Annotated in this window: 20 protein-coding genes; 12 read left to right on the forward strand and 8 right to left on the reverse strand. The window is 67.5% G+C overall.

All coding sequences use genetic code 11. The features are described from left to right. The first annotated feature begins 128 nt into the window (after positions 1 to 128). The 3 genes from ACYX7E_RS07700 to ACYX7E_RS07710 all read left to right on the forward strand — a co-directional run bounded on the left by ACYX7E_RS07700 (position 129) and on the right by ACYX7E_RS07710 (position 3,957). Complete coding sequence (locus tag ACYX7E_RS07700; RefSeq protein ID WP_462079985.1) at positions 129 to 2,009, forward strand: lysophospholipid acyltransferase family protein; 1,881 nt, start codon at positions 129 to 131, stop codon at positions 2,007 to 2,009. A gap of 2 nt (positions 2,010 to 2,011) precedes the next feature. Beyond that, positions 2,012 to 2,848 carry a UDP-2,3-diacylglucosamine diphosphatase gene (locus tag ACYX7E_RS07705; RefSeq protein ID WP_462080248.1) on the forward strand — a complete coding sequence of 279 codons (837 nt, stop codon included), beginning with the start codon at positions 2,012 to 2,014 and terminating at the stop codon, positions 2,846 to 2,848. Between the two features lie 74 nt (positions 2,849 to 2,922). Further along, positions 2,923 to 3,957 carry a metal-dependent hydrolase gene (locus tag ACYX7E_RS07710; RefSeq protein ID WP_462079986.1) on the forward strand — a complete coding sequence of 345 codons (1,035 nt, stop codon included), beginning with the start codon at positions 2,923 to 2,925 and terminating at the stop codon, positions 3,955 to 3,957. A gap of 9 nt (positions 3,958 to 3,966) precedes the next feature. On the opposite strand, the gene ACYX7E_RS07715 is transcribed toward ACYX7E_RS07710, so the two are convergent. From ACYX7E_RS07715 to ACYX7E_RS07735, 5 genes are all read right to left on the reverse strand, one after another. Further along, entirely contained in the window at positions 3,967 to 4,830 is an 864-nt protein-coding gene (locus ACYX7E_RS07715) for a methyltransferase domain-containing protein (protein ID WP_462079987.1), read from the reverse strand. A gap of 13 nt (positions 4,831 to 4,843) precedes the next feature. Beyond that, complete coding sequence (gene dusB, locus ACYX7E_RS07720) at positions 4,844 to 5,857, reverse strand: tRNA dihydrouridine synthase DusB (RefSeq protein WP_462079988.1); 1,014 nt, start codon at positions 5,855 to 5,857, stop codon at positions 4,844 to 4,846. Between the two features lie 172 nt (positions 5,858 to 6,029). Continuing rightward, on the reverse strand, positions 6,030 to 7,004 hold the full coding sequence (locus ACYX7E_RS07725; protein WP_462080249.1) for a ribokinase: 975 nt from the start codon (positions 7,002 to 7,004) through the stop codon (positions 6,030 to 6,032). A gap of 22 nt (positions 7,005 to 7,026) precedes the next feature. Then, a complete protein-coding gene (locus ACYX7E_RS07730) occupies positions 7,027 to 8,325 on the reverse strand; it encodes a NupC/NupG family nucleoside CNT transporter (protein WP_462079989.1) in 1,299 nt (432 codons plus the stop codon). A gap of 108 nt (positions 8,326 to 8,433) precedes the next feature. Next, positions 8,434 to 9,561 carry a GGDEF domain-containing protein gene (locus ACYX7E_RS07735; RefSeq protein WP_462079990.1) on the reverse strand — a complete coding sequence of 376 codons (1,128 nt, stop codon included), beginning with the start codon at positions 9,559 to 9,561 and terminating at the stop codon, positions 8,434 to 8,436. A gap of 182 nt (positions 9,562 to 9,743) precedes the next feature. Here ACYX7E_RS07735 and ACYX7E_RS07740 point away from each other — a divergent pair, with 182 nt between their 5' ends. The 5 genes from ACYX7E_RS07740 to ACYX7E_RS07760 all read left to right on the forward strand — a co-directional run bounded on the left by ACYX7E_RS07740 (position 9,744) and on the right by ACYX7E_RS07760 (position 16,083). After that, positions 9,744 to 10,715: a potassium channel beta subunit family protein gene (locus ACYX7E_RS07740; RefSeq protein ID WP_462079991.1), complete on the forward strand. Its 972-nt coding sequence runs from the start codon at positions 9,744 to 9,746 to the stop codon at positions 10,713 to 10,715. A gap of 849 nt (positions 10,716 to 11,564) precedes the next feature. Beyond that, on the forward strand, positions 11,565 to 11,765 hold the full coding sequence (gene hemP, locus ACYX7E_RS07745; RefSeq protein WP_462079992.1) for a hemin uptake protein HemP: 201 nt from the start codon (positions 11,565 to 11,567) through the stop codon (positions 11,763 to 11,765). 315 nt (positions 11,766 to 12,080) lie between these two features. Continuing rightward, positions 12,081 to 14,366: a TonB-dependent hemoglobin/transferrin/lactoferrin family receptor gene (locus tag ACYX7E_RS07750; protein WP_462079993.1), complete on the forward strand. Its 2,286-nt coding sequence runs from the start codon at positions 12,081 to 12,083 to the stop codon at positions 14,364 to 14,366. Beyond that, positions 14,360 to 15,031: a Hemin transport protein gene (locus ACYX7E_RS07755; RefSeq protein WP_462079994.1), complete on the forward strand. Its 672-nt coding sequence runs from the start codon at positions 14,360 to 14,362 to the stop codon at positions 15,029 to 15,031. The genes ACYX7E_RS07750 and ACYX7E_RS07755 overlap by 7 nt, the downstream gene beginning before the upstream one ends. An 8-nt stretch (positions 15,032 to 15,039) precedes the next feature. Continuing rightward, the gene (locus ACYX7E_RS07760) at positions 15,040 to 16,083 is read left to right on the forward strand and encodes a DUF6607 family protein (RefSeq protein WP_462079995.1); all 1,044 of its coding nucleotides are present in this window, start codon (positions 15,040 to 15,042) and stop codon (positions 16,081 to 16,083) included. Positions 16,084 to 16,265: 182 nt separating this feature from the next. Here the strand turns inward: ACYX7E_RS07760 and ACYX7E_RS07765 are convergent, their stop codons facing one another. From ACYX7E_RS07765 to ACYX7E_RS07775, 3 genes are read right to left on the reverse strand one after another with little or no spacing between them, the layout of a single operon-like run. After that, positions 16,266 to 17,393: a PDZ domain-containing protein gene (locus ACYX7E_RS07765; RefSeq protein ID WP_462079996.1), complete on the reverse strand. Its 1,128-nt coding sequence runs from the start codon at positions 17,391 to 17,393 to the stop codon at positions 16,266 to 16,268. Between the two features lie 51 nt (positions 17,394 to 17,444). After that, the gene (locus tag ACYX7E_RS07770; protein WP_462079997.1) at positions 17,445 to 18,041 is read right to left on the reverse strand and encodes a hypothetical protein; all 597 of its coding nucleotides are present in this window, start codon (positions 18,039 to 18,041) and stop codon (positions 17,445 to 17,447) included. Next, positions 18,034 to 18,639: an RNA polymerase sigma factor gene (locus tag ACYX7E_RS07775; protein ID WP_462079998.1), complete on the reverse strand. Its 606-nt coding sequence runs from the start codon at positions 18,637 to 18,639 to the stop codon at positions 18,034 to 18,036. The genes ACYX7E_RS07770 and ACYX7E_RS07775 overlap by 8 nt, the downstream gene beginning before the upstream one ends. A gap of 122 nt (positions 18,640 to 18,761) precedes the next feature. On the opposite strand from ACYX7E_RS07775, the gene ACYX7E_RS07780 reads away from it, so the two are divergent. The 4 genes from ACYX7E_RS07780 to gcvH all read left to right on the forward strand — a co-directional run bounded on the left by ACYX7E_RS07780 (position 18,762) and on the right by gcvH (position 21,811). Beyond that, on the forward strand, positions 18,762 to 19,724 hold the full coding sequence (locus tag ACYX7E_RS07780) for an SPFH domain-containing protein (protein WP_462079999.1): 963 nt from the start codon (positions 18,762 to 18,764) through the stop codon (positions 19,722 to 19,724). 9 nt (positions 19,725 to 19,733) lie between these two features. Beyond that, the gene (locus tag ACYX7E_RS07785) at positions 19,734 to 20,165 is read left to right on the forward strand and encodes an NfeD family protein (protein ID WP_462080250.1); all 432 of its coding nucleotides are present in this window, start codon (positions 19,734 to 19,736) and stop codon (positions 20,163 to 20,165) included. 65 nt (positions 20,166 to 20,230) lie between these two features. Continuing rightward, complete coding sequence (gene gcvT / locus ACYX7E_RS07790; RefSeq protein ID WP_462080000.1) at positions 20,231 to 21,346, forward strand: glycine cleavage system aminomethyltransferase GcvT; 1,116 nt, start codon at positions 20,231 to 20,233, stop codon at positions 21,344 to 21,346. Positions 21,347 to 21,415: 69 nt separating this feature from the next. After that, positions 21,416 to 21,811: a glycine cleavage system protein GcvH gene (gene gcvH / locus ACYX7E_RS07795; RefSeq protein ID WP_462080001.1), complete on the forward strand. Its 396-nt coding sequence runs from the start codon at positions 21,416 to 21,418 to the stop codon at positions 21,809 to 21,811. Positions 21,812 to 22,986 lie beyond the last annotated feature (1,175 nt).

Consider the following 22,986-nt stretch of genomic DNA (forward strand, 5'->3'; position numbering starts at 1 on the left):
AGGCCGCACACGGACCGCCCGCGGAACGCCGGCCGGGCCGTGGCTGTCATCGCGGCGCCGCAATTCCGCCATCGGGCTGTCGCGAGCGCGCAGCACACTGCCGCCGACCCGGCAGAGGTGGAATGGACATGCTCCAGCTCGAAGAACGCCTGCAACAGCGCTACCCGCACTGGTTCCGCGGGCGTCGCGAACGCATCGCGCGGCCCTTGCTGCGCACGCTGGGGCGCTGGTCGGGGCTGGCGGCGGTGGCGTCGTTCCTGGCCGGCCATGCGCATCTGCGCGACCTGGAGTTCGTCGCCGCGGCGCTGCGCCACATGCAGGTGCGCTATGACGTCGAGGGGGGCGGCATCGATCGCATTCCCGCCAGCGGACGCGTGCTGATCGTCGCCAACCACCCCTCCGGCGCGCTCGATGCGCTGTCGCTGCTCGACTGCGTGGGCCGGCGCCGGCAGGACGTGCGGATCATCGCCAACGACATGCTGTCGGCGCTGGCGCCGCTGGCGAACCTGCTGCTGCCGGTGCGGATCTTCGGCGGACGCGCCGATCCCGCGAGCCTGCGCGCGATCCGCGAGGCATTGGCGGCCGGGCAATGCGTGATCGTGTTTCCCGCCGGCGAAGTGTCGCGCATGGGCCTGCGCGGGGTCCGCGACGGGCGCTGGCGCAAGGGCTTCGTGCAACTGGCGCGGGCCACGGATACGCCGGTGCTTCCGATCCGGATCCTCGCGCGCAACTCGATGTGGTTCTACGGCGCCTCGGCGCTGTACAAGCCGGCCGCGACCGTCTTGCTGGCGCGCGAGATGTTCGCGCGTCGCGAGCGGCGGCTGCGCCTGCGGATCGGAGATGCGCTGCCGCTGCAGGCGATGGCGCCGGCCGTGGCCCTGCGACGGGTCCGGCAGACGCTGTACGCGCTGGGGCGAGATGGCGGCCCGTCCCGCATCGCGACGCCGGTCGACGATGCCGCCGGCCGGGTCGCCGAACCCCTGGCGGACGCCGTTGACGTTGCATCGATGCAGACGGCGCTGTCGGACACGCAATGCCTGGGACGCACCGTCGATGGCATCGAGATCCGCCTGCTGTCGATGCCCGGCGACAGTCCGCTGCTGCAGGAGATCGGCCGCCTGCGCGAACTGACCTTCCGCCAGGTGGGCGAAGGCACGGGGCGCAGCCGCGACCTCGATCGCTTCGACGCGCATTACGATCACATTCTCTTATGGGACCCTGCCTCGCAGCGCATTGCCGGCGCGTATCGGGTCGCGCGCGGCGCGCCGGTCCTGGCCCGGCACGGCCTGCAGGGTCTCTACACGGCCTCGCTGTTCCGCTATGCCGACGATGCGGTGCCGCGCCTGGCCCAGGGCATGGAGCTCGGTCGCAGTTTCGTCGTGCCCGATTACTGGGGCAGCCGCAGCCTCGACTACCTGTGGCAGGGCATCGGCGCCTACCTGCGGCGCTGGCCGCGCGTCCGCTACCTGTACGGCGCGGTCTCGATCAGCGCGGCGCTGCCGTTGCCGGCGCGAGAACAACTGGTGGCGTACTACTCCCACTATTACGGCGCCCGCTTCGACGACGCGCACGATGAGGGTGCCGATGCGCGCGCTGCCGGTGATGCAGGCAGCGGTGTCGGCGACGATGACGGCGAGACGATGGCGGTGTCGCTGCGGCCGTTCCAGTACTTCGCGGCGCCGCCAAGCTTCGGGACGCTCGATGCCGAGACCGCCTTCCGCGTGCTGCGCCAGAACCTCAGCGCGCTGGGCAGTGCCGTGCCCACGCTCTACAAGCAGTACACCGAACTTTGCGAGCCGGGTGGCGCGCGCTTCCTGGCGTTCGGCGTCGACCCGGATTTCGGCGATTCGATCGATGGCCTGATCGAAGTGGACCTGCAGCGGATGCAGCCCAGGAAACGCGCGCGTTACCTGCAGCCCTCTGCGACGACGCCAGTGCCGGCGTCGGGTCAGGGTGGGCTGCGCGCGACCGCCAACGTGGACACCGACAACGGGGAGGTGGTGGCATGAGCATGTCGACCAGCAACAAGACGGGACCGATGCGGCGCGCGGTCTTCGTCTCCGATATCCATCTGGGCTCCAAGCACTGCCATGCCGCCGAGCTCGCCGATTTTCTCGCCAACGTGCGCTGTCGCCAACTGTACCTGGTCGGCGACATCGTCGACCTGTGGTGGATGGCACAGCGACGCGCGCGCTGGGACGCCGCACATAACCGTGTGTTCGAGGCCCTGCACGCGCAGCACCGTGCCGGTACCGAGATCATCTACGTGCCCGGCAACCACGACCGCGCGATCCGGCGTTTCTGCGGCCTGATGATGCCGGCCATGCAACTGCGTCGACGCGCAATCCACGTCACCGCCGACGGCCGCCGCCTGCTGGTGACGCATGGCGACGACTACGACGCGATCACCCATTTCGGCGGCTTGCAGGAGCGGTTCGGCGACTGGCTGTACTACCGCATCCTGACCGGCAACCGCGTCTTCAATGACGTGCGGCGGCGCCTGGGCATGCGGTACTGGTCGCTGTCGGAATTCCTGAAGCGGCGCAGCGGCGCGGCCGAGCGCTACATCGAACGTTTCGTGCAGGCCGGGCTGGACGACGTGCGGCGGCGCGGGCTGGACGGCATCGTCTGCGGACATATCCATCGTTCGGCGCTGTTGCAGCGCGATGGCCTGGTCTACGCCAACGACGGCGACTGGGTCGAAAGCCTGACCGCACTGGTCGAGGAGCCCGACGGTGCGCTGCGCCTGCTGTCGCATCGGGGCGAAGTCCTGGCCGAGGTCGCGCCGCGGCTGCGGCTGGTGACCTTGAAAGGAGTGACCTGCGACGGGGTAACGCGCGCGGCTTGATGCGCGTCGCCTGACTCCCCCGCGTCGCCCCGCCACGCGTCCAGTGCGTGCGCGGCGCCTGCTAGCATCCGCGCATGGATTCGATCACACAGATTCTGCTGGGCGCTTCGGTGGCCGCGGCGATCGCGCCACCCGGTCATCGCCGGGCGGCCCTGCTGGCCGGTGCTGCGCTGGGGACGGTGCCCGACCTGGACGGCCTGGTCATCGCGCTGTTCACCGACGATCCGGTCGCGCGCATGACGCTGCACCGGGGCATCAGCCATTCGCTCTTGGCCCTTCCATTGCTGGGCTGGATGCTGTGGTGGCTGTTCCGCCGTCGCGGCAAACGCGTGGCGGCGTCGCCGTGGCGCTGGTTCTGGGCCATCCAGCTCGCGTTGCTGACGCATCCGCTGCTCGATGCGTTCACGGTCTATGGGACCCAGTTGCTGTGGCCGATCCCGCTGCATCCGGCGATGTGGTCGAGTGTGTTCATCATCGATCCCCTGTACACGCTGTGGTTGCTGATCGGTGTCGTCGTAGCCGCGGTGGCCGGCCCGAAGCCGGGCGCGCAGCGGGCGTTGATGGTCGGCCTTGTCCTCAGCACCGGCTATCTCGGCTGGTCGCTGGTCGCCAAGTCGCTGGTCGAGCGCGAGGCCGGACGTTCGCTGGCCGCGATCGGCCTGCAGGACGCGCCGCGCTTCTCGGTGCCGATGCCGTTCAATACGCTGCTGTGGCGGGTCGTGGCGATGACGCCGGATGGTTACGTCGAAGGCGAACATTCGCTGGCGGCCGACCGGCAACCGATGGTGTTCCGCGCCTACCGGTCCGATATGGACGCGTGGCGTGCGGTCGAGGCGTATCCGGCGGTGCAGCGCCTGCAATGGTTCAACCGCGGCTTCATGAAGGTCCAGCAGCGCGACGGCCAACTGGTGCTCAGCGACCTGCGCATGGGCTCGGAGCCCGATTACAGCTTCAACTTCGCCGTGGCCTCGCGCGAAGGCGCGGCATGGCGGCCGGTCACGCCAACGCAGCTGTCGTGGCCGTGGACGGCGACACAGCGGTTGCCCCAGATGTGGCAGCGGATCTGGCACGAGCCCGACCGCCTTGCCGGCGAGCAGGCGGCGCCCTAGGCGCCCCGCTCAGTACACCGTCGCGCGCGCCTGGACGAACGAATAGAAGAACACCGCGTCGGGATCGTTCTGGACGTCGTGGATCTCCTGGCGCATGCCCGACACGGTGTCTTCGCTGACCGCGCCGGCTTCAAGCAGTTGCCCTGCGGCCGACAACAGCAGCTCTTCCCAAAACGCGATCATGGTCTTGCGACGCGCGGGTTCGCGGTTGTCCAAGTGCAGCGTCTTGATCGTCGTGCTGACATCGCGGAAGCCGCCGGCCAGCAGCAGGTTGCCGAGCTTGGCGCCGACGAAGGGATCGCCGCCATGGTCGTATTGGAAATCGTTGAATGCCATCCAGTAGCGCCAGACATTGGGCGAATACGGATGCAGCAGGAACGAGGCGTTCATGACCTCGGTGATGTAGACCGGCGAGCCCGGTGCCAGCACGCGACGCACTTCGCTGAGGACGCGCGCCGGCGAGGGCACGTGTTCGAGTACCCAGCACAGGAACGCGGCATCGAACGCGCGCGGCTGGAACGGGAGGTTGCCGGCATCGGCCTGCTGCAGCGTGTAGCGCTCCCGGCACCAGGGCAGGCGATCCAGGTTGTCGTGCGCCGCGGCGAGCTGCGCCTCGCTGAGATCCACGCCGGTGACGTGGAGGTCGGGGAAACGCCGCAGCAGGATCTCGGTCTGCGCGCCGACGCCACTGCCGACTTCCAGCAGGCGTTGCGCGCCGGTGTAGTCGATCTGGCTGAACAAGGTCGCTTCGAGCAGGCGTGCCTGCTTGATCAACCGGGTCTGTTCAGTGCCGGAAAAGCCATGCAGATAGGTCGGCGAGGTCATCGGGACACCTGGGTCGTGGGGTGTGATGGGTGCGATGCGCGGCGGCATCGGCAGCAGGCGTTCATGCGGCCACCGACCACGCGGGCGCCACGCCGGCGACCAGGGCGTCGAAGTAGTCGCGGGTCAGATCGATCTGCGCCTGTGCGCTGTCGGCGCGGTTGACCACGGCGCGGAAGGCGTCGCGCTGCTCGCTGGAATGCTCGGGCCGGTCCTTCGCATACCAGCCCAGGTGCTTGCGGGCGATGCGTACGCCCGAGACTTCGCCGTAGAACGCGTGCAGCGCCTGCAGGTGGCCCAGCAGGATGTCGCGGATCTCCGCCAGCGAAGGCGGCGGCAGTTCCTGGCCATGGGCCAGGAAATGCGCGACCTCGCGGAAGATCCAGGGGCGTCCCTGCGCGGCGCGTCCGATCATCACCGCATCGGCGCCGGTCTGCTGCAGCACCTGCAGCGCCTTGCGCGGCGAGTCGATGTCGCCATTGGCGATCACCGGGATAGACAGCGCCTGCTTGATCGCCGCGATGGTGTCGTATTCGGCGGTGCCGGTGTATTGCTGGTCGCGGGTGCGGCCATGCACGGCCAGTGCGGCGATGCCGGCATCTTCCGCGATGCGCGCGATCGCCGGCGCGTTGCGCTGGTCGTGGTCCCAGCCGGTGCGGATCTTCAGCGTCACCGGGACATCGACCGCGTTGACGACCGCATGCAGGATGCGTGCGACCAGGGCTTCGTCCTGCATCAGTGCGGAGCCGGCCCAGGCATTGCAGACCTTCTTGGCGGGGCAGCCCATGTTGATGTCGATCAACTGCGCGCCATGGTCGGCGTTGTGGCGCGCGGCATCGGCCATCACCGCGGGCACGGTGCCGGCGATCTGAACGCTGACAGGGTCGGGCTCGCCGACATGGTCCATGCGCCGCAGCGATTTCTCGGTCTTCCAGAAACGCGGATCGCTGGTCGTCATCTCCGAGACCGCAAGTCCGGCACCCAGTTGCTTGCACAGCAGGCGGAACGGCTTGTCGGTGACCCCCGCCATCGGGGCGAGGATCACCCGGGGCGCAATGCTGTGGGGGCCGATCTGCATGCACGCATTCTAGGCCTGTCGAGGGCTGTCGTCTGTCAGCACGCCGTCCGCATCACGTCTGCCGTCAGCCTGCGTTGCGCAGGCCTGCCGTGAGGGGGGAGCTGAAAGGAGTCAGCCGAAAGGGAGCTGGCGACGCCATGGCCCCGCATCCCCGCTTGCCGGGCGCGGGCGTTCAGTCCCGGCCGTAGCGCGCCAGCACCTGGGCCTGCGTGGGCATCGACGCCGCGCCGCCGCGGCGTTCGGTCGACAGCGCCGCGAAGCGGATCGCGAAGCGCAGGTGGTCGGCGAAGATCGTGTTCGGGGTATGCGACAGCGAGGCCGCCAGCGCGCCATTGAAGGCGTCGCCGGCACCGGTGGTGTCGATCGCCTCGGCCGCTTCCGCCGGCAGGCGATAGCCGTCGCTGACATCGCCCCGGGTCTTGTCGGCGCGATGGGAGACGAAGACCCCGGCCGCGCCCAGCGTGATGACGACCGTACCGCGTGGCAGCAGCGTGCGGCACAGTCGCTGCAGGCGGCTGTCGTCGCTGGTGGCGATGGTGTCGGGGTCGATGCGCTCGCTGGTGTGGCGGGCGAGCAGGGCGGCGAACTCGGTCTCGTTGGGGGTCAGCACGTCGGTGACCGCGAGCAGTTCGCGCAGGCAGTCGGCATTGGCCGGTGCCGGGTTCAGCATGGTCTTGATGCCGGCCGCGCGCGCCAGCCGCATCGCTTCTAGCACGCAGGGCAGCGGCGATTCGAGCTGCGCCAGCACGACCTTGGCGGTCGCGATGGCCTGGCCCTGTGCGGCGACGTGGCTGTCGCTCAGTTCGGCGTTGGCGCCGGCGCCGATGACGATGGTGTTGCGGCCGGCGTCGTCGACATAGATGCCGGCAGTGCCGGTCGGTGCGGTCGCCGCCAGCGCACGCAGGTCGATGCCGTCGCGGATGGACAGCTCGCGGGCGATGTCGCCAGCCGCATCGTTGCCAAGCGCGCAGACGAACACCGTCTTCGCGCCCGCGCGGACCGCTGCCGTGGCCTGGTTGAAGCCCTTGCCGCCCGGACCCGTCTGGTAGCGACCCTGCAGCGTCTCGCCGGCACGCGGCAGCGCGCTGCTGTGCCAGACATGGTCGAGATTGAACGAGCCGACGACGACGACTCCGGAATGCACGATGTTCACCAGCGATCCTGGACGGCTAGGCGCCGAGATTGGTCAAGACGCCGGCGATGGTCGCGGTCATCAAGGTGGCGATGGTGCCGCCGAGCACGGCACGCAGGCCGAAGCGCGCGAGGTCCTTGCGGCGCTCGGGCGCCAGTCCGCCGATGCCGCCGATCTGGATCGCGATCGAGCTGAAGTTGGCAAAGCCGCACAGCGCATAGGTCGCGATCAGGCGACCCTGTTCGCTGAGCACGACGCCATCGACGCGGCCGTTGACGATGTCGGCCAGCTGCAGATACGCCACGAACTCGTTGATGACGACCTTCTGTCCGATCAGCGAGCCGACGACGTTCGCGTCCTGCCACGGCGTACCGATGACCCAGGCGATCGGTGCCAGCACGTAGCCGAAGATCGTCGACAGGTTGGTCGGCTTGCCCAGCGCGGCCTGCGCGCCGGTGATCTCGCCCAGCCAGGTCAGCGGCGCGTTGATCATCGCGATCAGCGCAATGAAAGCCAGCAGCATCGCGCCGATGTTCAGCGCCAGGCGCAGACCGTCGCCGGCACCGGCCGCGGCGGCGTCGATGATGTTGCTGGAGGTCTTCTCGACTTCCATCTTCACGGTGCCGCGGGTCAGCGGCTCGCCGGTTTCCGGGATCAGGATCTTGGCGATGACCAGCGTCGCCGGTGCGGCCATGATCGACGCGGCCAGCAGGTGCTTGGCGTAGAACGCCTGTTCTTCCGGGTTGCCGCCGCCGAGCATGCCGACATAGGCGGCCAGCACGCCGCCGGCGATATGCGCCATGCCGCCGATCATCATCGTGATCAGCTCGGATTCGGTCATCCGGGAAATGTACGGGCGTACCGTCAGCGGGGCCTCGGTCTGGCCGATGAAGACGCTGGCGCAGACGCTGGTGGTTTCGGCGCCGGACACGCGCATGACCTTGGTGATCGCCAGCGCCATGATGCGGACAATGAGTTGCATGATGCCCAGGTGGTACATCACGCCCATCAGCGCGGCGAAGAAGATGATCGTCGGCAGCACCTGGAACGCGAAGATGAAGCCGTAGGTCTCGACATTCATCAGTCCGCCGAAGATGAATTCGGAACCGGCGTTGACGAAGCTCAGGATCTTCACGAAGCCGTGGCCGAGCCAGTCGAAGACGTCGCGGCCGCCGGGGACCAGCAGCACCAGCGAGGCGAACGCGATCTGCAGGCTGATGCCGATGCCGACCAGCTTCCAGTCGACGCGCCCCTTGTTGTTGGAGAACAGCCAAGTGATGCCGATCAACACCGCCAAACCGAACAGGCCGAAGCCGACCCGCGTCAAACCATCCATCGTGTTCCCCGTCGCAAAGCAAAGATGACCGCGCAGGCGGTTGCGGCTCGCAGCCTAGAGCAGCGACCTGCCCGGGGCAACCCGCGGGCCGCCGTGGGCGCCGCCCGGTCAGATATCGCGCGCGTTGATGCGGCCACGGCCGTCGCGCTTGGCCTGCTGCAGGCGCCGGTCCGCGCAACCCAACAGGGTGGAGGCATCGGCGCCGTCCTGCGGGAACGCCGCCAGCCCGGCGCTGAACCCCAGTTTGAAGGACTCGGTGCCGCGTTCAGGATGGAAGGGCTGCTGGCCCAGGTTGCGGCGCGCCCGGTCCAGCCGCTCCCAGGCGCTGCCGATGGGGCCCTGCAGCAGGATCACGAACTCCTGTCCGCCGATCCGCGCGATCTGCTCGTGCTCGTCCAGCACCTCGCTGAGGAAGGCCGAAATATGCCGGATCGCGCGATCGCCGCTGCGGTGGCCGCACAGGTCGTTGATGCGCTTGAAGTGATCGAGGTCGATCAGGGCCATCGTCACCGTGTGGCCATTGGCGCGCGCGGCGTCGAACAGTCGCGGGATGTGCTGCAGCAGCCAGGCCCGGTTGGGCAAGCCGGTCAGGCCGTCGCGTCCGGACTGCAGGATCAGCCGCTGCATGCGGTAGACGATCGCGCAGGTCAGCAGCGTCGTCATCAACAGCAGGATCAGGCGCTGGATCTGGCCGCCGGTCGACACCGTGCCATAGTCGATCGAGGCTAGGGCTTCCGGGCTGCTGCGGATCAGGGTCGCGGCCACGATCGCGTACTGCAGGATCGCCATGCCGCCGACATACAAGGTCAGCCGGCCGTCGTTGCGCAGCGCGGTGACCATGATCGCGATCGCATACAGGCACCAGACGACGATGCTGTTGAGGCCGGCGGCCGGGTCGTGCCAGGCCATCAGGGCCAGCACCACGGTGGTCGCGCTGACATCGTAGGTGCCGGTCGCGTAGGGCAGCCAGCGATGCCTGCGATGATCCCGTGCCAGCACCAGCCAGACCTGCGCGATGATGTTGACCAGCACCGCCATGCCGAGCCCGATCAGGGTTTCGGTCGAGCCCGCGCCACCGAGGCTTGCGGTCAGCGGCAACAACAGGATCAGCCCCGACAGCACCGCGCGAATTTTGGCGACCAGCAGTTCGCCGCCGGCGCCATGCTCGAGCATCACTTCGTCCGGGCGTGCCCACAGCGTTGCGATCACGCCATTGCGCAGGTACTGCCGATGCATGCGGTCAAGGCCGGTTGCGGGAAAGACGACAGCATAACGCGCCGGCAAAACCACGGCCGGAGGGCCTGGAGGCGGGCAGGGCGGCGGCTGCGGGTGGGCATGGGCGGCAGGCCGGCCCGGTCAGTGGCGCCGCGACGATCGCCTACACTGCGCGGACTTCCCAGATCGTCGCGGAGCGTTGCATGCAATATCGTCGCCTTGGTTCTTCCGGCCTGAAGCTGTCGGCGCTGTCGTTCGGGGCGTGGGTGACCTTCGGGACCCAGGTCGGACGCGGCCAGGCGCGCGAGCTCATCGCCGCCGCCTGGGATCATGGCATCAACTTCTTCGACAATGCCGAGGGTTACGCCAACGGCGAGGCCGAGCGCGTGATGGGCGACGTCATCGCCGACCTGCGGTTGCCGCGCGATGGCTACTGCGTGTCCAGCAAGGTCTACTTCGGTGCGGCGCAGTCGCCGCAACCGACCCAGAAGGGCCTGTCGCGCAAGCATGTACACGACGCCTGCCATGCCGCGCTCAAGCGCCTTCGCGTGGATCATCTGGACCTTTATTACTGTCACCGCCCCGATGCCGACACGCCGATCGCGGAAACGGTGTGGGCGATGGACACGCTGATCCGGCAGGGCAAGGTGCTGTACTGGGGTACCTCGGAATGGCCGGCGACGGCGATCCGCGAGGCCGCGCAGATCGCCCGCACGCACCACCTGCATGGTCCGACGATGGAGCAGCCGCAGTACAACCTGCTGCATCGCGAACGCGTGGAACTGGAGTACGCGCCGCTGTATGCCGAGATCGGGCTGGGCACGACGATCTGGTCACCGTTGGCCTCCGGCCTGCTGACCGGCAAGTACAATGACGGCATCCCGGCCGACAGCCGCCTCGGTCATCCCGACCATGCCTGGCTGCAGGCGATGGTGGTCGGCGACGGCAAGGCCGGGCGTCTCGACAAGGCGCGCAGGTTCACTGCACTTGCTGCCGAGCTGGGCGTCGCTCCGGCGCCGCTGGCGATCGCCTGGTGCCTGACCAACCCGCACGTGTCCTCTGTGCTGCTGGGCGCCAGCCGGGTGCCGCAGCTGCTTGAAAACCTGGAGGCGCTGGCCGTGCTGGACCGGCTGTCGGGCACCGACTGGCGCCGGCTGGAAGCTGCGACCTGCTAAGGGCTTGGCACTTCCTGCCTGGCGTGCCTCGCTTAAAAGTTTTCCTCCCTGGAGCTTGGGCACAGGTCTGCCAGAGCACTAAATGCGTGATCTGCAGTGGCCGCGGGCTGCGGCCTCTCTTGCCCCAACTCCGAAGACCTCGGCCTAGCCGACATCAGTGCGTCGTCTCGGCCGGGGATTGCGGAGAGCGGGCCATGGAGGGCTGACCGAGCCGAGGAGCAAGCCCTGGACGAGGCGACGCGGGCTCCGAAGCCGACAACGTTTCTGCTTTGCTTCGCTTGGAAGAGAGAAAGTGCGAAAGCCGGATCGCCGGTGCTGGACTTGCAGCGACGTGTCGGGCTGCAGCTGCTTTTCCCTCGGTCAGGGCATCCTGCCCTGACTCGGGCGCACGCCTCCGCCCGCCCCGTCAATGCCGCGAGCGTCAGGATTGAGGCGTTGTCAGGTCTTTAGCACCTGCCTTCGCCGGCGAAGACATCGGCCCACCCGGCATCAGAGCGTCGCCTTGGCCGAGGATTGCGGAAAGCGGGCCAAGGATGGCCCGCGGCGGTGAGTTAGCCATGGGTGAGCAGGGCTGCTTGCGCGGCCCTGCCGCGCAGCCCCTGCGAACGCCCGGCGTGCTTCGCCGGGCCGGACCGCATAGCGGCACGGGCTGACCGAGCCGAGCAACAAACCCTGGATGGGGCGACGTGCATTCCGAAGTCGGCGGCCTGCAGGTCACGACATCGATACACGACACTCCGCTCGCCTTGGAGAAGAATCTACGGTTCTTCATCGCACTTTGCTGCAATTGGGGCTTGACAGTTAAATGAGAATCATTAGCATCGATGATCCTATCGTGAGGATCCCGCCATGCTCGTCAGCCCCTCCCCGTTCCCGACTACGTTGCGTTCGGTCGATTCCGAGCCTGAACGCGCCCCCGCTGGTCCTGTGACCATCGAGATCGACAGCGTCAGGCTGCTGCAAGGCCAGCGCGAACTGCGCATCCGCCACGGCAACGAGTACTACCGCCTGCGCCACACCCGCAACGACAAGCTGATCCTGACCAAGTAATCCGGTCGTCGCGGCTTCGGAAGCGTGTGTCTTCGCCGGGGCAGGTTGCGCAAGCGGCCTGTTTTTGGCGGATGCGTAATCCCTCTCTCAGAACCAATGCAAGATCTTGCTGCGCTTGCCACCTGGCGCGCGTGCGGTGCTCGGTTGCTCATGTACCTACACGTACATTGCGCTTTCTGCGCTCCACCACGCTCCATTTGGCTGCGCTCGCGACAGATCTTGAACAGGTTCTCAGGCCCGCCCGCCCCCCGGAGCGCCCTTGCGCGCTTGCGGACGCCAGCTGCCTCGCCTTCAACTTGATGATGCGAGTCGACGATGCGTCCATCCCCGCTGTTCCTGGCCCTGAGCCTGTGCCTTGCCCTGTCTGCGTCCCCTCTGGCCGCTGCCGGCAGCGCAGCCGAAGGCCTGCCTACCGACACCACCGGTCCGGCCGCTGACGATGCCGTCGCGGCCGGGGCCCGCGTGGCCGAATTCGACCGCGTGGTGGTGACCGGCACCCGCACCGCTCGCGCGATCGTCGATGTGCCCAGCACCGTGGAGGTCATCACGCGCGAGCAACTGGACGACCAGCTCGTGCGCGACATCAAGGACCTGGTCCGTTACGAGCCGGGCGTCTCGGTCACCTCGACTAGTGGCCGCTTCGGCGCACTGGGAGGCTTCCGCATCCGCGGCCTCGACGCCAACCGCGTGCTGATCCTCAGCGATGGCATCGCGGTGTCCGACAGCTTCAACTTCGGCAGCTATATCAATGCCAATCGCAATTTCGTCGACCTCGACACCCTCAAGCGCGTGGAAATCATGCGCGGTCCTGCCAGCTCGCTGTACGGCTCGGATGCGCTGGGTGGCGTCGTCGCCTATGTCACCAAGGACCCTTCCGATTACCTGGACGCGGGCAAGCTGGCCGCGGGCAAGGATGCCTACTTCGGCCTGAAAGTCGGCTACGAAGGCGACTGGCAGGGCCTGTTCGGTGGCGCGACCCTGGCCTTCGGCGGCGAGCGCTGGAGCGGCATGGTCGCGGCCAGCCATCGCCAGGGCAAGGAAACGGAAAACCAGGGCCGCGTGGAGAGCACCGATGCCACGCGCACCGCCGCCAATCCACAGCGTCGCGATGGCCGCAGCCTGCTGGGCAAGGTCGTCTTCGCGCCCAGTGCCGACCAGCGCCTGCGCCTGACCGTGGATGCCAACGAAGACAATAGTCGCATCGATGCCTATACCGGACGTACCGTGCCGAGCCCGTTCGCGGCAGGCATCCTCGACCAGGTGGGCCGGGACCACCAGACACGCGCACGCGTCTCGCTCGAACATGAGGTCGACGTGCTTGCGTCCGCGTTTGCCGACAGCCTGCGCTGGCAGGTCTACCGCCAGGACAGTGAGACGACGCAGCGCACCACCGAGCTGCGCAGCAACAACACCCGCCGGCTGATGCTGCATAACTTCGACCAGCGCGTGTATGGCCTGCAGGGCATGTTCAACAAGGCGCTTCAGGGCGGTCGTATCGCGCATGCCCTGACCTGGGGTGTCGATGCCTCGTGGACCGAAAGCAAGGAGAAGCGTGACGGCACCTCGACCAACCTGGTCAGTGGCGTGGTCAGTCATCTGGTCGGACAGGATCGGTTTCCGGTCCGCGATTTCCCGATCACCAGGACGACCAAGGTCGGTATCTATGCCCAGGATGAGATGACCTTCGCCGATGGCCGCCTCAGCGTGCTGCCGTCGTTGCGCGTGGACTATTACAAGCTCGATCCGACACTCGACAACATCTTTGCCGAAGACAATCCCGGCGTCGCCGTCGAGGGCATGACCGAAACCAGCGTCTCGCCGAAGCTGGGCGCGATCTGGCGCTTCAATGAGGCATGGTCGCTGTTCGGAAACTATGCACGCGGCTTCCGCGCGCCGCCCTATGGCGACGTCAATGTCGGGTTCACCAACCTGCAGTCGGGCTACACCGTCATCGCCAATCCCGACCTCAAGCCGGAAACCAGCAACGGCTTCGAGCTGGGCCTGCGCTTCTCCGGCGAGGCCGTGTACGCCGGCCTGACGACCTACTACAACACGTATCGCGACTTCATCGAATCCTTCGTCCTGGTCAGTGCACCGCCGCAGACACCGTTGATGGTGTTCCAGTCCCAGAACGTGGCCGATGCCAGGATCTATGGCATCGAATTCAAGGCCGGCGTCGATTTCGGCGCGATCAATCCGGCGTGGGATGGCTTCTCGTTGCGCGCGTCCGTGGCGCATGCGCGCGGTGACGACAAGACCGCCAATGTCCCCCTCAATTCGATCGATCCGTTGCGTGGCACGCTGGGCCTTGCGTACGACCACGACGACTGGGGCGTGGAACTGGTCGGGGCGTTCGCGGCGAAGAAGACGCGTGCCGCGCAGGACAGCTTCTATCGCCCTGCGGGCTATGGCGTGCTGGACCTGTATGCGCACTGGGCCTTCGCGCCGCGCGCGAAGCTCAACGTCGGCCTGCTCAACCTGACCGACAAGACCTGGACCGACTGGGCCGACGTCAACAGCGTGGCGGCGGCCAGTACGGTGCTGGACCGCTACACGCGCCCTGGCCGGTCGCTGTCGGCCAGCCTGTCGGTGGCATGGTGAGCGCCTTGGCGATGTCGGGCCTGTCATCGATTCCGGCCGAGGGTGCATCGGCCACCTCGCGCCTGCCGACGCCGGACCAGCTCGCCCGGCTCGGCGTGGTGCTGTGCCTGTACCGCTGGCAGCCCGGCGGCGAACTGTCGGGGTGGTCGCAGGCGGTGCGCGCGGAGGCCAGCGCGGGTGTGGATAGCGAAGGGCTGCGTGAGAGCCTGTTGTTCTACGATCGCGACGGCCAGTGCTGCTGGCGCCTGTATCTGCTGCCGGACAGCGATTTCCTGGCCTGGGAGCGTCTGCAGGAAACCCTGCCGATCCAGCGCGAGGTCGCGCAGACCGGCAGCGTCGGCGACCGCCTGCTGCGTCGGTTGACCGGTCGCGTTCGCGGCGGGCCCTGGCAGGCCAGCATCCTGCGGCTGCATGCTTTGCGCAACGGCCCGGGCTTCAGCCTGTCGAACGATGCGGTGCTGGCCGCCAGCCTTGGCGCGGTGTCCGCGCTCAGTGCCGCGATGGCGCGACGCATCGCGCAGGATGAGAGTGCCGATGCCGAAGCGCTGTCGGACGACTGCTGCTGCCAGCGCGCGGCGCGGACCGCGCGTGCGGCCGCTGCGCCCAGCGGCAGCGAAGACATCGCCTATCCGTTGATCCGGTTTCACCCACACACACCGACATGAGGGGCGACATGGACGCAGATACCCGGATCCGTTGCGCAGGCCTAACGATCCGCGCCGTGCTGGCGCTGTGCTTGTTCGGCGCCAGCACATTGCCGGCGACGGCAGTCCCCCCGCGCCCTGCCTCTGCAGCGGGCGAAGGTGGCGTACCGGCCTCCGCGCATCCTGCGCCAGACCCGGTCGCTGACCGCAAGGCGATCCTGGCGATGCAGGGCGAGTACACCATCGATTTCGCCTTCGATGAAACCGTGCTGCTGGCGTCTGACTATCAGCGCGCACCGGCCCAGCGTACCGGCGGCGACGAGGTGGTGATCGTGCTCGAGGACACGCCGACCAAGGTAGTGCTGCAGCATCTGCTGCTGGATGTGAAAAGCGGACACGTCACCAAGCATTGGCGGCAGGACTGGATGTACCAGGCGCGCCAGCGCTGGGAGTTCGCCTCCGACCAGACCTGGCGCGTGCGCGATATCCCGGCGGACCTGGTGGCCGGTGCCTGGACCCAGTGCGTCTATGAAGTCAGCGACGCGCCGCGGTATTGCGGCACGGGCCGATGGCGCCACGAGAACGGCATTTCGACCTGGACGTCGGACAGCGACTGGCGACCGCTGCCGCGCCGCGAATACACCAAGCGCAGCGATTACAACGCGGTCGCGGCGGTCAATCGGCATACCATCGTGCCGGCGGGATGGACGCATGAGCAGGACAACGCCAAGGTGGTCCGCGACGCGACGGGGACGCCGCTGCGCGGCATCGCGCGCGAGTCGGGGTTCAACGATTACCGGCGCACCGACAGCATCGACTTCGCGCCCGCGTACGCGTACTGGAAAGCGACCAGCGACTACTGGGCGCGCATTCGCGCGCGTTGGGATGCGCGCCTGTCGCAGGCGCGGGGGTTGCGCCTGAAGACCAAGGTCGACGGCATGGAGCTGATCATTCCATTATTCACGCAGGCTCAGGACATCCAGTCCGGAAAGACCGTCACCGACGCCGAGATCGACGCGGTCTTCGCGCAATGGGTCGAACCCGCACTGGGGGCCGATCCCGCCCGGCCTTGAATGGCGACGCCGTCGACCACGGCATGAGGATGTGCGCTCAGAACCTGTTTACGATCTGTCGCGAGCGCCGGCAGCTGGCGTGTGGTGGAGCGCAGAAAGCGCAGTGTATGTGCGGATACATGAGCATTTCGAGCACCGCACCCGCGCCAGATGGCAAGCGCAGCAAGATCGCAAACAGGTTCTCAGGCGATCGCGGGCGGCGGTAGCGGCGGAGCAGGCGGCGCCGGGGGCACGGCCGGCGCCATCGACGAGGGCGCGCGTGGCGGGGCCGGAGGGGCTGGCAGCGCTTTCTGCGCGGCGGGAGGCGCAGGCGCGGCGGGCGGAGCGGGCGGCATCGGCGGCCAGGTCATCGCCTTCGGCACCGCGACCCTGGCCTGGCCCTGTTTGCGGTCGCGCAGGTAGTCGACGGCGACCCGGCTGCCTTCCTGCTTGTCGCGCAGCACGTCCATGACTTGCTTGGGCGTGCCGACGGTCCTGCCGTCCGCACGCAGGATCACGTCGCCGGCCTGCAGGCCGTCCAGTTCGCCGGTCGACAGCACCAGCACGCCCTTGTCGGTGCCGAAGTAACGGCCCAACTGGCGGTCGACGGACGCAAGGTTCAATCCGTTCCAGCGGAACGCCGACAGCAGGCGCGGCACTTCGCCGCTGTTGATGCGGCTGATCTCCTGCTGGATTTCCGGGGTGATGCCGGTCAATGCATCCATGTCGATGCTGACGGGGGCGCCGACGCTACGGTTGATGACGATCCGGCCGTTGTCCATCTTCACCGTGCCATCGACGTCGTTGCCGAAGACCATCAGGCCGGGATGGCGGCTGGGTGTGACGTCGAGGCTGGCCGCGCGGCCATCGCGCAGGTAACCGAGCTTGACCGGACGTTCCATCGCCGTGCCGCCGAGCAGCTTGCGGGCGTTGTCGACGCGCAACTGGCCGGTCGCGCCGAGGATCTGGCTGCCGTTGATCGAAACCAGCCGGTCGCCGCCGCGCAGCCCCGCTTTCGCAGCGGCACCGTCAGGCGTCACGCCGCTGATGCGGACGCCAGGCTGTCCATCCGCACCCAGCACCACGCCCAGCACCGGTCGATCGCTGACGTGTCGCATCTGCACGCGCGATGCGGCGTGCTGCGCCGGCTGCCCGCGCGACAGTTCGGCGACGCGCGCGGCGGCGCGTTGCAGTTCGGCGCGAGCCTGCGCCAAAGCCTGTTGATGGGTCGCCTGCGTGCCGGCGGGCGTCGCGTTGGCCATGCCCGGTGCGGCGAGCAGGGTCGCCAGCGCCATCGACAACAGCGTGTGGGACATCGATCGGGTGTTCATGGTGATCTCGGGGCTGGAAGAGGGAGAGTGCTGGGTGAGCCGTAAGCGGCATCAATCGACATAGACCAGGGCTGCGTCGAACGCCGAGCCCTGCGACGACAGCCAGCGCTGCTGGCTCTCGAAGCCGGTCAGCAGGCGCAGATCGTCGACGCGCTGCTGCCACAGCGAGCGTTGCTGCTCCGGTGACAGCTCGGGTTGCATCAACGCGGCATCGATCGTGGCCAGCCTTGTTTCCAGTTCGCCTGCCAGCGCGGCGGCGGTGCCACTGGCCATGCGGTCGTCGCTGGCGACGCGCAGCACGGCCTCCAGTTGCGCGGACTGTGCGTACAGCTGTTCAAGCGACGGGTTGGCCGGGGATGCATCGGGGGAAGGTGTCGATGCCAGCGGCGCGTCGGTGACCTCGCCGGGGCCGCGCAGTTGCCAGGGCAGCGCGACCGCGAGCGCCAGTACGGCCGCCGAGGCCATCCACCATGGCCAGCGCCGGTGCGGCGAAGTCATCGCTGAAACGGGCGCTGCAGCCTCCAGGCGCGCGCTGAGGCGCTGCCAGCCATTGGGCGGCGGCGTCTCCAGCGGCAGCCCGGCGAGCCGCTGCGACCATTGGCCGCGAGCGTCGGGGGTGCCGGTGTCGGGAAGGGCGCGGTCAGGCATGGATCGCCTCCGGTGGCATGTGGTTCGCAGGTTCGAGCAGGTCGCGCAGGCGACGGGTGCCGCGGCTGACCTGGGATTTGGAAAAACTGGGGGTGCGTTGCATCAGCTCGGCGATCTCTTCATGGGTATAGCCCTCGGCGTGGTACAGCCACAGCACGCTGCGGGTGGTGTCGGGCAACTGGGCCAGCGCGCGCTGTAGCGACGCGGCATCCGCGGCTGCCGACGGCGGCGGCATCAGGTCGTCGGCAAACTCGTGATCGTCCAGCGGACTGTCGTCGCCCTGCCGGCGTTCCCGGCGCAGCCACATCAGGGCTTCGTTGACGGCGATCTGGCGGATCCATCCCCAGAACGGACTGCTGCCGCGGAAATCGCCGATCCGCGAGATCGCCTTCAGCATCGTGTCCTGCATGACGTCCGCGGCGGCCTCGCGGTCGCCGCAGATGCGCAGCGCCAGCGTGAACACCGGCCGTTCGAACCAGCGGTAGAGCTGCTCCTGTGCCGGTCGGTGTCCCTGCCGCGCACGCGCCAGCAGGGCGGCCGGCACTTCGATCGCGAAGCTGCTCCTGGGGGCGGGCGAGGTGGAGGGTTCTGCTGCCATATGAAGGTCTGGATGCGGCAACCGGCGAAAGCGTCGCAGACCCCACCGGGGGCGGTCACAAATGGCGGGCGGCTGCCGTCCTGACCCTATACTGGATTCAACGACAAAGGGAGCCTGCCGTCATGCCTGGAACGTTTCTCGCCGCCGTCCTGCTGGTCGCAGGCATCGTCATCCTGTTCAAGGCCGTGCGGATGGTGCCGCAGGGTTACGAATGGACCGTCGAGCATTTCGGCAAGTACACCCGGACCATGGGCCCGGGCCTGCATTTCCTGATCCCGATCGTGCAGGGCGTCGGTCGCAAGATCAACATGATGGAGCAGGTGCTGGACGTGCCCAGCCAGGAAGTCATCACCAAGGACAATGCCGTGGTGAAGGTCGACGGCGTGGTGTTCTTCCAGGTGCTGGACGCCGCGAAGGCAGCCTACGAAGTCTCCAACCTGGAGATCGCGTCGATCGCCCTGGTGCAGACCAACATCCGTACCGTCATCGGCTCGATGGACCTGGACGAGTCGCTGAGCAACCGCGAGACCATCAACGCGCAACTGCTCAACGTGGTCGACCATGCCACCAATCCCTGGGGCATCAAGGTCACGCGCATCGAGATCCGCGACATCCAACCGCCGCGCGACCTCGTCGATTCGATGGCGCGGCAGATGAAGGCCGAACGCGAGCGCCGTGCGGTGATCCTCGAGGCCGAAGGGCATCGCCAGTCGGAGATCCTGCGCGCCGAAGGCGACAAGCAGGCCGCGATCCTGCAGGCCGAAGGCAGCAAGGAAGCCGCGTTCCGCGAGGCCGAAGCGCGCGAGCGCCTGGCCGAGGCGGAAGCCAAGGCCACCGAGCTGGTCTCCAATGCGATCGCGCAGGGCGACGTCCAGGCGATCAACTATTTCATCGCGCAGAAGTACGTGGAAGCCTTCAAGGAACTGGCGACCGCACCGAACCAGAAGTTCGTGCTGATGCCGATGGAGTCGGCCGGCATCATCGGCTCGATCGCCGGCATCGCCGAGCTGGCGAAGGAGGCGCTGGGCAAGCAGCAGGGCGATACCCAGACGCGGCTCAACCAGCCGCCGCGCCACGGAGGCTGAGCCATGTCGATGCGCTGGGATGTGGTGATCTGGGCCGCCGCCGCGCTGCTGTTGTTCGCGGCGGAAACGCTGGCGCCCGGTGCCTTCATGTTGTGGATGGGCTTCGCGGCGATCGCGGTGTTCCTCGGCGTACTGCTGGTGCCCGGCATTCCGATGCTGGTCCAGGTCGCGGTCTTCGTGGTGTTGAGCTTCGCGTCCATCCAAGTCTATCGCACCTGGTTCCGCGGACGTGGACGCGAAAGCGATCACCCCACGCTGAACAGGCGTGCGGCGCAGGTGGTCGGCACCACGGTGCCCCTGGAGCGCGCGATCGTCGCCGGTCGCGGCCGGGTCAAGATCGGCGATGCCTTCTGGGACGTGGCCGGAGAGGATTTGCCGGTGGAAACACCTGTGCGCGTGGTCGGCGTGGACGGCATGACGCTGCTGGTCGAGCGCGCCTGACGGGATTGCCCGCGCTTTCGTGCGCGCGTATCTGGGATAATGGCGCTCTTTCTCAGGGAGTGGCCATGACCAGCAAGACCGTCCTCAACGACAGCCATCGCGCGCTCGGTGCGCGCATGGTCGACTTCGGTGGCTGGGACATGCCGCTGAACTACGGTTCGCAGATCGAAGAGCACCACCAGGTGCGACGCGACGCCGGCATGTTCGACGTCAGCCACATGACCGTGGTGGATCTGCGCGGCGCGAACGTGCGCGCCTTCCTGCGCACGCTGGTGGCCAACTCGGTCGACAAGCTCAAGGTGCCGGGCAAGGCGCTGTACACCTGCATGCTCAATCCGCAGGGCGGCGTGATCGACGACCTGATCATCTATTTCCTCGGCGACGCGTTCTTCCGCCTCGTCGTCAATGCCGCGACCCGTGAAAAGGATCTCGCGTGGATCACCGAGCAGGCGAAGGCGTTCGACGTCGACGTCAGCGAGCGTCCTGAGCTGGCGATGATCGCGGTGCAGGGACCGACCGCGCGCGATCGGGTCATCGGCCTGCTGGGCGAGGCCAACGCGACGATCGTCCGCAAGCTGGGCAAGTTTGCCGCCGCCGACATCGAAGAGCCGGCCCTCGGCGCGTTGTTCGTGGCCCGTACCGGTTACACCGGCGAAGACGGGTTCGAGATCGTCGTGCCGCAGACCCATGCGGTCGCTTTGTGGCAGGCGCTGCTCGATGCGGGCGTCAAGCCGGCAGGACTCGGCGCGCGCGACACCCTGCGCCTGGAGGCGGGCATGAACCTGTATGGCCAGGACATGGACGAAGCGATCACGCCTTACGAGGCCGGCCTGGCCTGGACCGTCGCGCTCGACGAGGGCCGCGCATTCATTGGCCGCGACGTGCTGGAAGCGCAGAAGGCCAACGGCGTGCCGCGGCAACTGGTCGGCCTGGTCATGGACGACAAGGGCGTGCTGCGCCATGGCCAGACTGTGCTGACCCCGCATGGCGACGGCGAGATCCTGTCGGGCACGTTCTCGCCGACGCTGGGCAAGGCGATCGCGTTCGCGCGCGTGCCTGCCGGCGAGATCGCGCTGGGCCAGGACGGCGGCGTCAGCGTCGACATCCGCGGTAAATCCATTCCCGTGCGTGTGGTGAAGTTCCCCTTCGTCCGCGACGGCAAACCGATGGAAGGCACTTGATCCAATGATCGCTGCCTTCGTTAAACTACCCCTCCCAACATCCACCCCCCTTAAGAGTCGGAGCCCACGATGAGCGATATCCCAGGCGACCTGAAGTTCATGAAGTCCCATGAGTGGGCGCGCGTCGAAGGCGACGGCAAAGTCACCATCGGCATTTCCGACCATGCGCAGGGCCTGCTCGGCGACCTGGTCTATGTCGACCTGCCCGCCGTCGGCGACAGCATCGATGCCGGTACCGCCTGCGCGGTGGTCGAGTCGGTCAAGGCCGCCTCCGATGTCTACACACCGGTGTCCGGCAAGGTCGTGGCCGTCAACGCCTCGCTCGCCGACAAGCCGGAGACGATCAACGAAGACGCCTATGGCGAGGGTTGGCTGTTCGTGGTCGAGATCAGCGACCCCGAAGAGTTGAACGAACTGCTCGGCCCGGACGATTACGCCGAGCTGCTCGAAGACGACGAGCACTGAGTCGACCCCGATCCTCGCCCGACCGGCTCGACCGGTTGGGCAGGTTCGCCTGGTCCCGGGGCGATCGCCGCCAGCCAGGAAGATGGATCGGCGTCGTGCCCTGCGGGCGACGCGCCGATCCGCGAACGCGACATCGATGAAGCATCCCGACGCCCGGCCGCGAACAGCAGCCGGGCGTTTCCATGTGTGACATCCGGGGTGGCGCATCCCGGCAGGTGCGCGTCGTGGTGGCCGTCTGCCGGCGTCGTCCGGACACAGGCCGTCGCGTGATGAGCACATGACGATGCGTCCGCACACGTGCGGCTTGCCGGTCGCCCGCGTCGGCTTCCCGTCACCGCTCTGTGACCGAGGTAACGGAATCGAGGCAGTGGAATCGACGTGGCGGAACAGGCATGTCGACGGTTGCGATGCGCGGGGCGGGCGAAGGCCCGATGGGTGCCGCGAAGACTTGCCGTGACGATCGTCGCGCGCGGCGCAACCGATCGGCGAACGCATCGGACGGACGCCGCGAGCGATGCTCCCGAGCGTCGGCGAGCGACGCTCGAGGTGCGACGTCGTCATCGAGGGCAGGTCGTCGGACGGTCGTCGGGGCGAGGATCGCGTCCTCGAAACGTCCTCCAAAGCTTGCGCAGTTTTGCGCAGTTGGACTTGTGCGACGCGAAATGGCGGCCGCTCGCGACAACTGTTTTTCAGCTCGCGTTGGGGTGCTCGCGCGCGCCGTCGCAACGTTGGCGCGCGTGTCTGCTCGTCGGTCGAACGCGCGTCCTGTCGTGATGCTGTTTTAAAAAACGGCTTGTTTTGTACGCTTTCGTTCACAGCGTTGTTGCAATGGCATTGCAGTCGGGCGTCGTCGGAGCGTATCGGCCGGCGCCTCGCGCGAGGCGATGCCGGACCGGTGGATGGAACCGGCCTGGATTTTTTTTGCGTGGGGGTGTTGACAGTTGAAAAAAGCGTGATTAGGTTTCGCCCAACCAGACGTTTCTGCAGAAGCGAGTGAGCCCTAGCAAGACAAAAACGCGCAGCACAATTCAGACCTCCGCCCCGAACTCAAATAAGGTGGATGCAGGCATCGTCTCCGCTGCGAAAACTGGAACCGTTTCGATCAGGCACCCGCAACGCTCTTCGTCGCGGGTGTTTTTGTGTGATCCCCGGGCCGCGTCGGTACGCGCTGGTCC

The organism is Luteimonas sp. RIT-PG2_3 (genome assembly GCF_054902115.1).

Excerpts from the sequence above, each read along its gene's own strand:
- ACYX7E_RS07770 (WP_462079997.1), bottom strand. The coding sequence starts at position 18,041 with ATGCCTGACCGCGCCCTTCCCGACACCGGCACCCCCGACGCTCGCGGC.
- ACYX7E_RS07715 (WP_462079987.1), bottom strand. The coding sequence starts at position 4,830 with ATGCCGCCGCGCATCGCACCCATCACACCCCACGACCCAGGTGTCCCG.
- ACYX7E_RS07730 (WP_462079989.1), bottom strand. The coding sequence starts at position 8,325 with ATGGATGGTTTGACGCGGGTCGGCTTCGGCCTGTTCGGTTTGGCGGTG.
- ACYX7E_RS07700 (WP_462079985.1), top strand. The coding sequence starts at position 129 with ATGCTCCAGCTCGAAGAACGCCTGCAACAGCGCTACCCGCACTGGTTC.
- ACYX7E_RS07710 (WP_462079986.1), top strand. The coding sequence starts at position 2,923 with ATGGATTCGATCACACAGATTCTGCTGGGCGCTTCGGTGGCCGCGGCG.
- hemP (WP_462079992.1), top strand. The coding sequence starts at position 11,565 with ATGCTCGTCAGCCCCTCCCCGTTCCCGACTACGTTGCGTTCGGTCGAT.
- ACYX7E_RS07705 (WP_462080248.1), top strand. The coding sequence starts at position 2,012 with ATGTCGACCAGCAACAAGACGGGACCGATGCGGCGCGCGGTCTTCGTC.
- dusB (WP_462079988.1), bottom strand. The coding sequence starts at position 5,857 with ATGCAGATCGGCCCCCACAGCATTGCGCCCCGGGTGATCCTCGCCCCG.
- ACYX7E_RS07785 (WP_462080250.1), top strand. The coding sequence starts at position 19,734 with ATGCGCTGGGATGTGGTGATCTGGGCCGCCGCCGCGCTGCTGTTGTTC.
- ACYX7E_RS07750 (WP_462079993.1), top strand. The coding sequence starts at position 12,081 with ATGCGTCCATCCCCGCTGTTCCTGGCCCTGAGCCTGTGCCTTGCCCTG.
- ACYX7E_RS07755 (WP_462079994.1), top strand. The coding sequence starts at position 14,360 with ATGGTGAGCGCCTTGGCGATGTCGGGCCTGTCATCGATTCCGGCCGAG.
- ACYX7E_RS07740 (WP_462079991.1), top strand. The coding sequence starts at position 9,744 with ATGCAATATCGTCGCCTTGGTTCTTCCGGCCTGAAGCTGTCGGCGCTG.
- ACYX7E_RS07775 (WP_462079998.1), bottom strand. The coding sequence starts at position 18,639 with ATGGCAGCAGAACCCTCCACCTCGCCCGCCCCCAGGAGCAGCTTCGCG.
- gcvT (WP_462080000.1), top strand. The coding sequence starts at position 20,231 with ATGACCAGCAAGACCGTCCTCAACGACAGCCATCGCGCGCTCGGTGCG.
- ACYX7E_RS07780 (WP_462079999.1), top strand. The coding sequence starts at position 18,762 with ATGCCTGGAACGTTTCTCGCCGCCGTCCTGCTGGTCGCAGGCATCGTC.
- ACYX7E_RS07760 (WP_462079995.1), top strand. The coding sequence starts at position 15,040 with ATGGACGCAGATACCCGGATCCGTTGCGCAGGCCTAACGATCCGCGCC.
- ACYX7E_RS07765 (WP_462079996.1), bottom strand. The coding sequence starts at position 17,393 with ATGAACACCCGATCGATGTCCCACACGCTGTTGTCGATGGCGCTGGCG.
- ACYX7E_RS07735 (WP_462079990.1), bottom strand. The coding sequence starts at position 9,561 with ATGCATCGGCAGTACCTGCGCAATGGCGTGATCGCAACGCTGTGGGCA.
- gcvH (WP_462080001.1), top strand. The coding sequence starts at position 21,416 with ATGAGCGATATCCCAGGCGACCTGAAGTTCATGAAGTCCCATGAGTGG.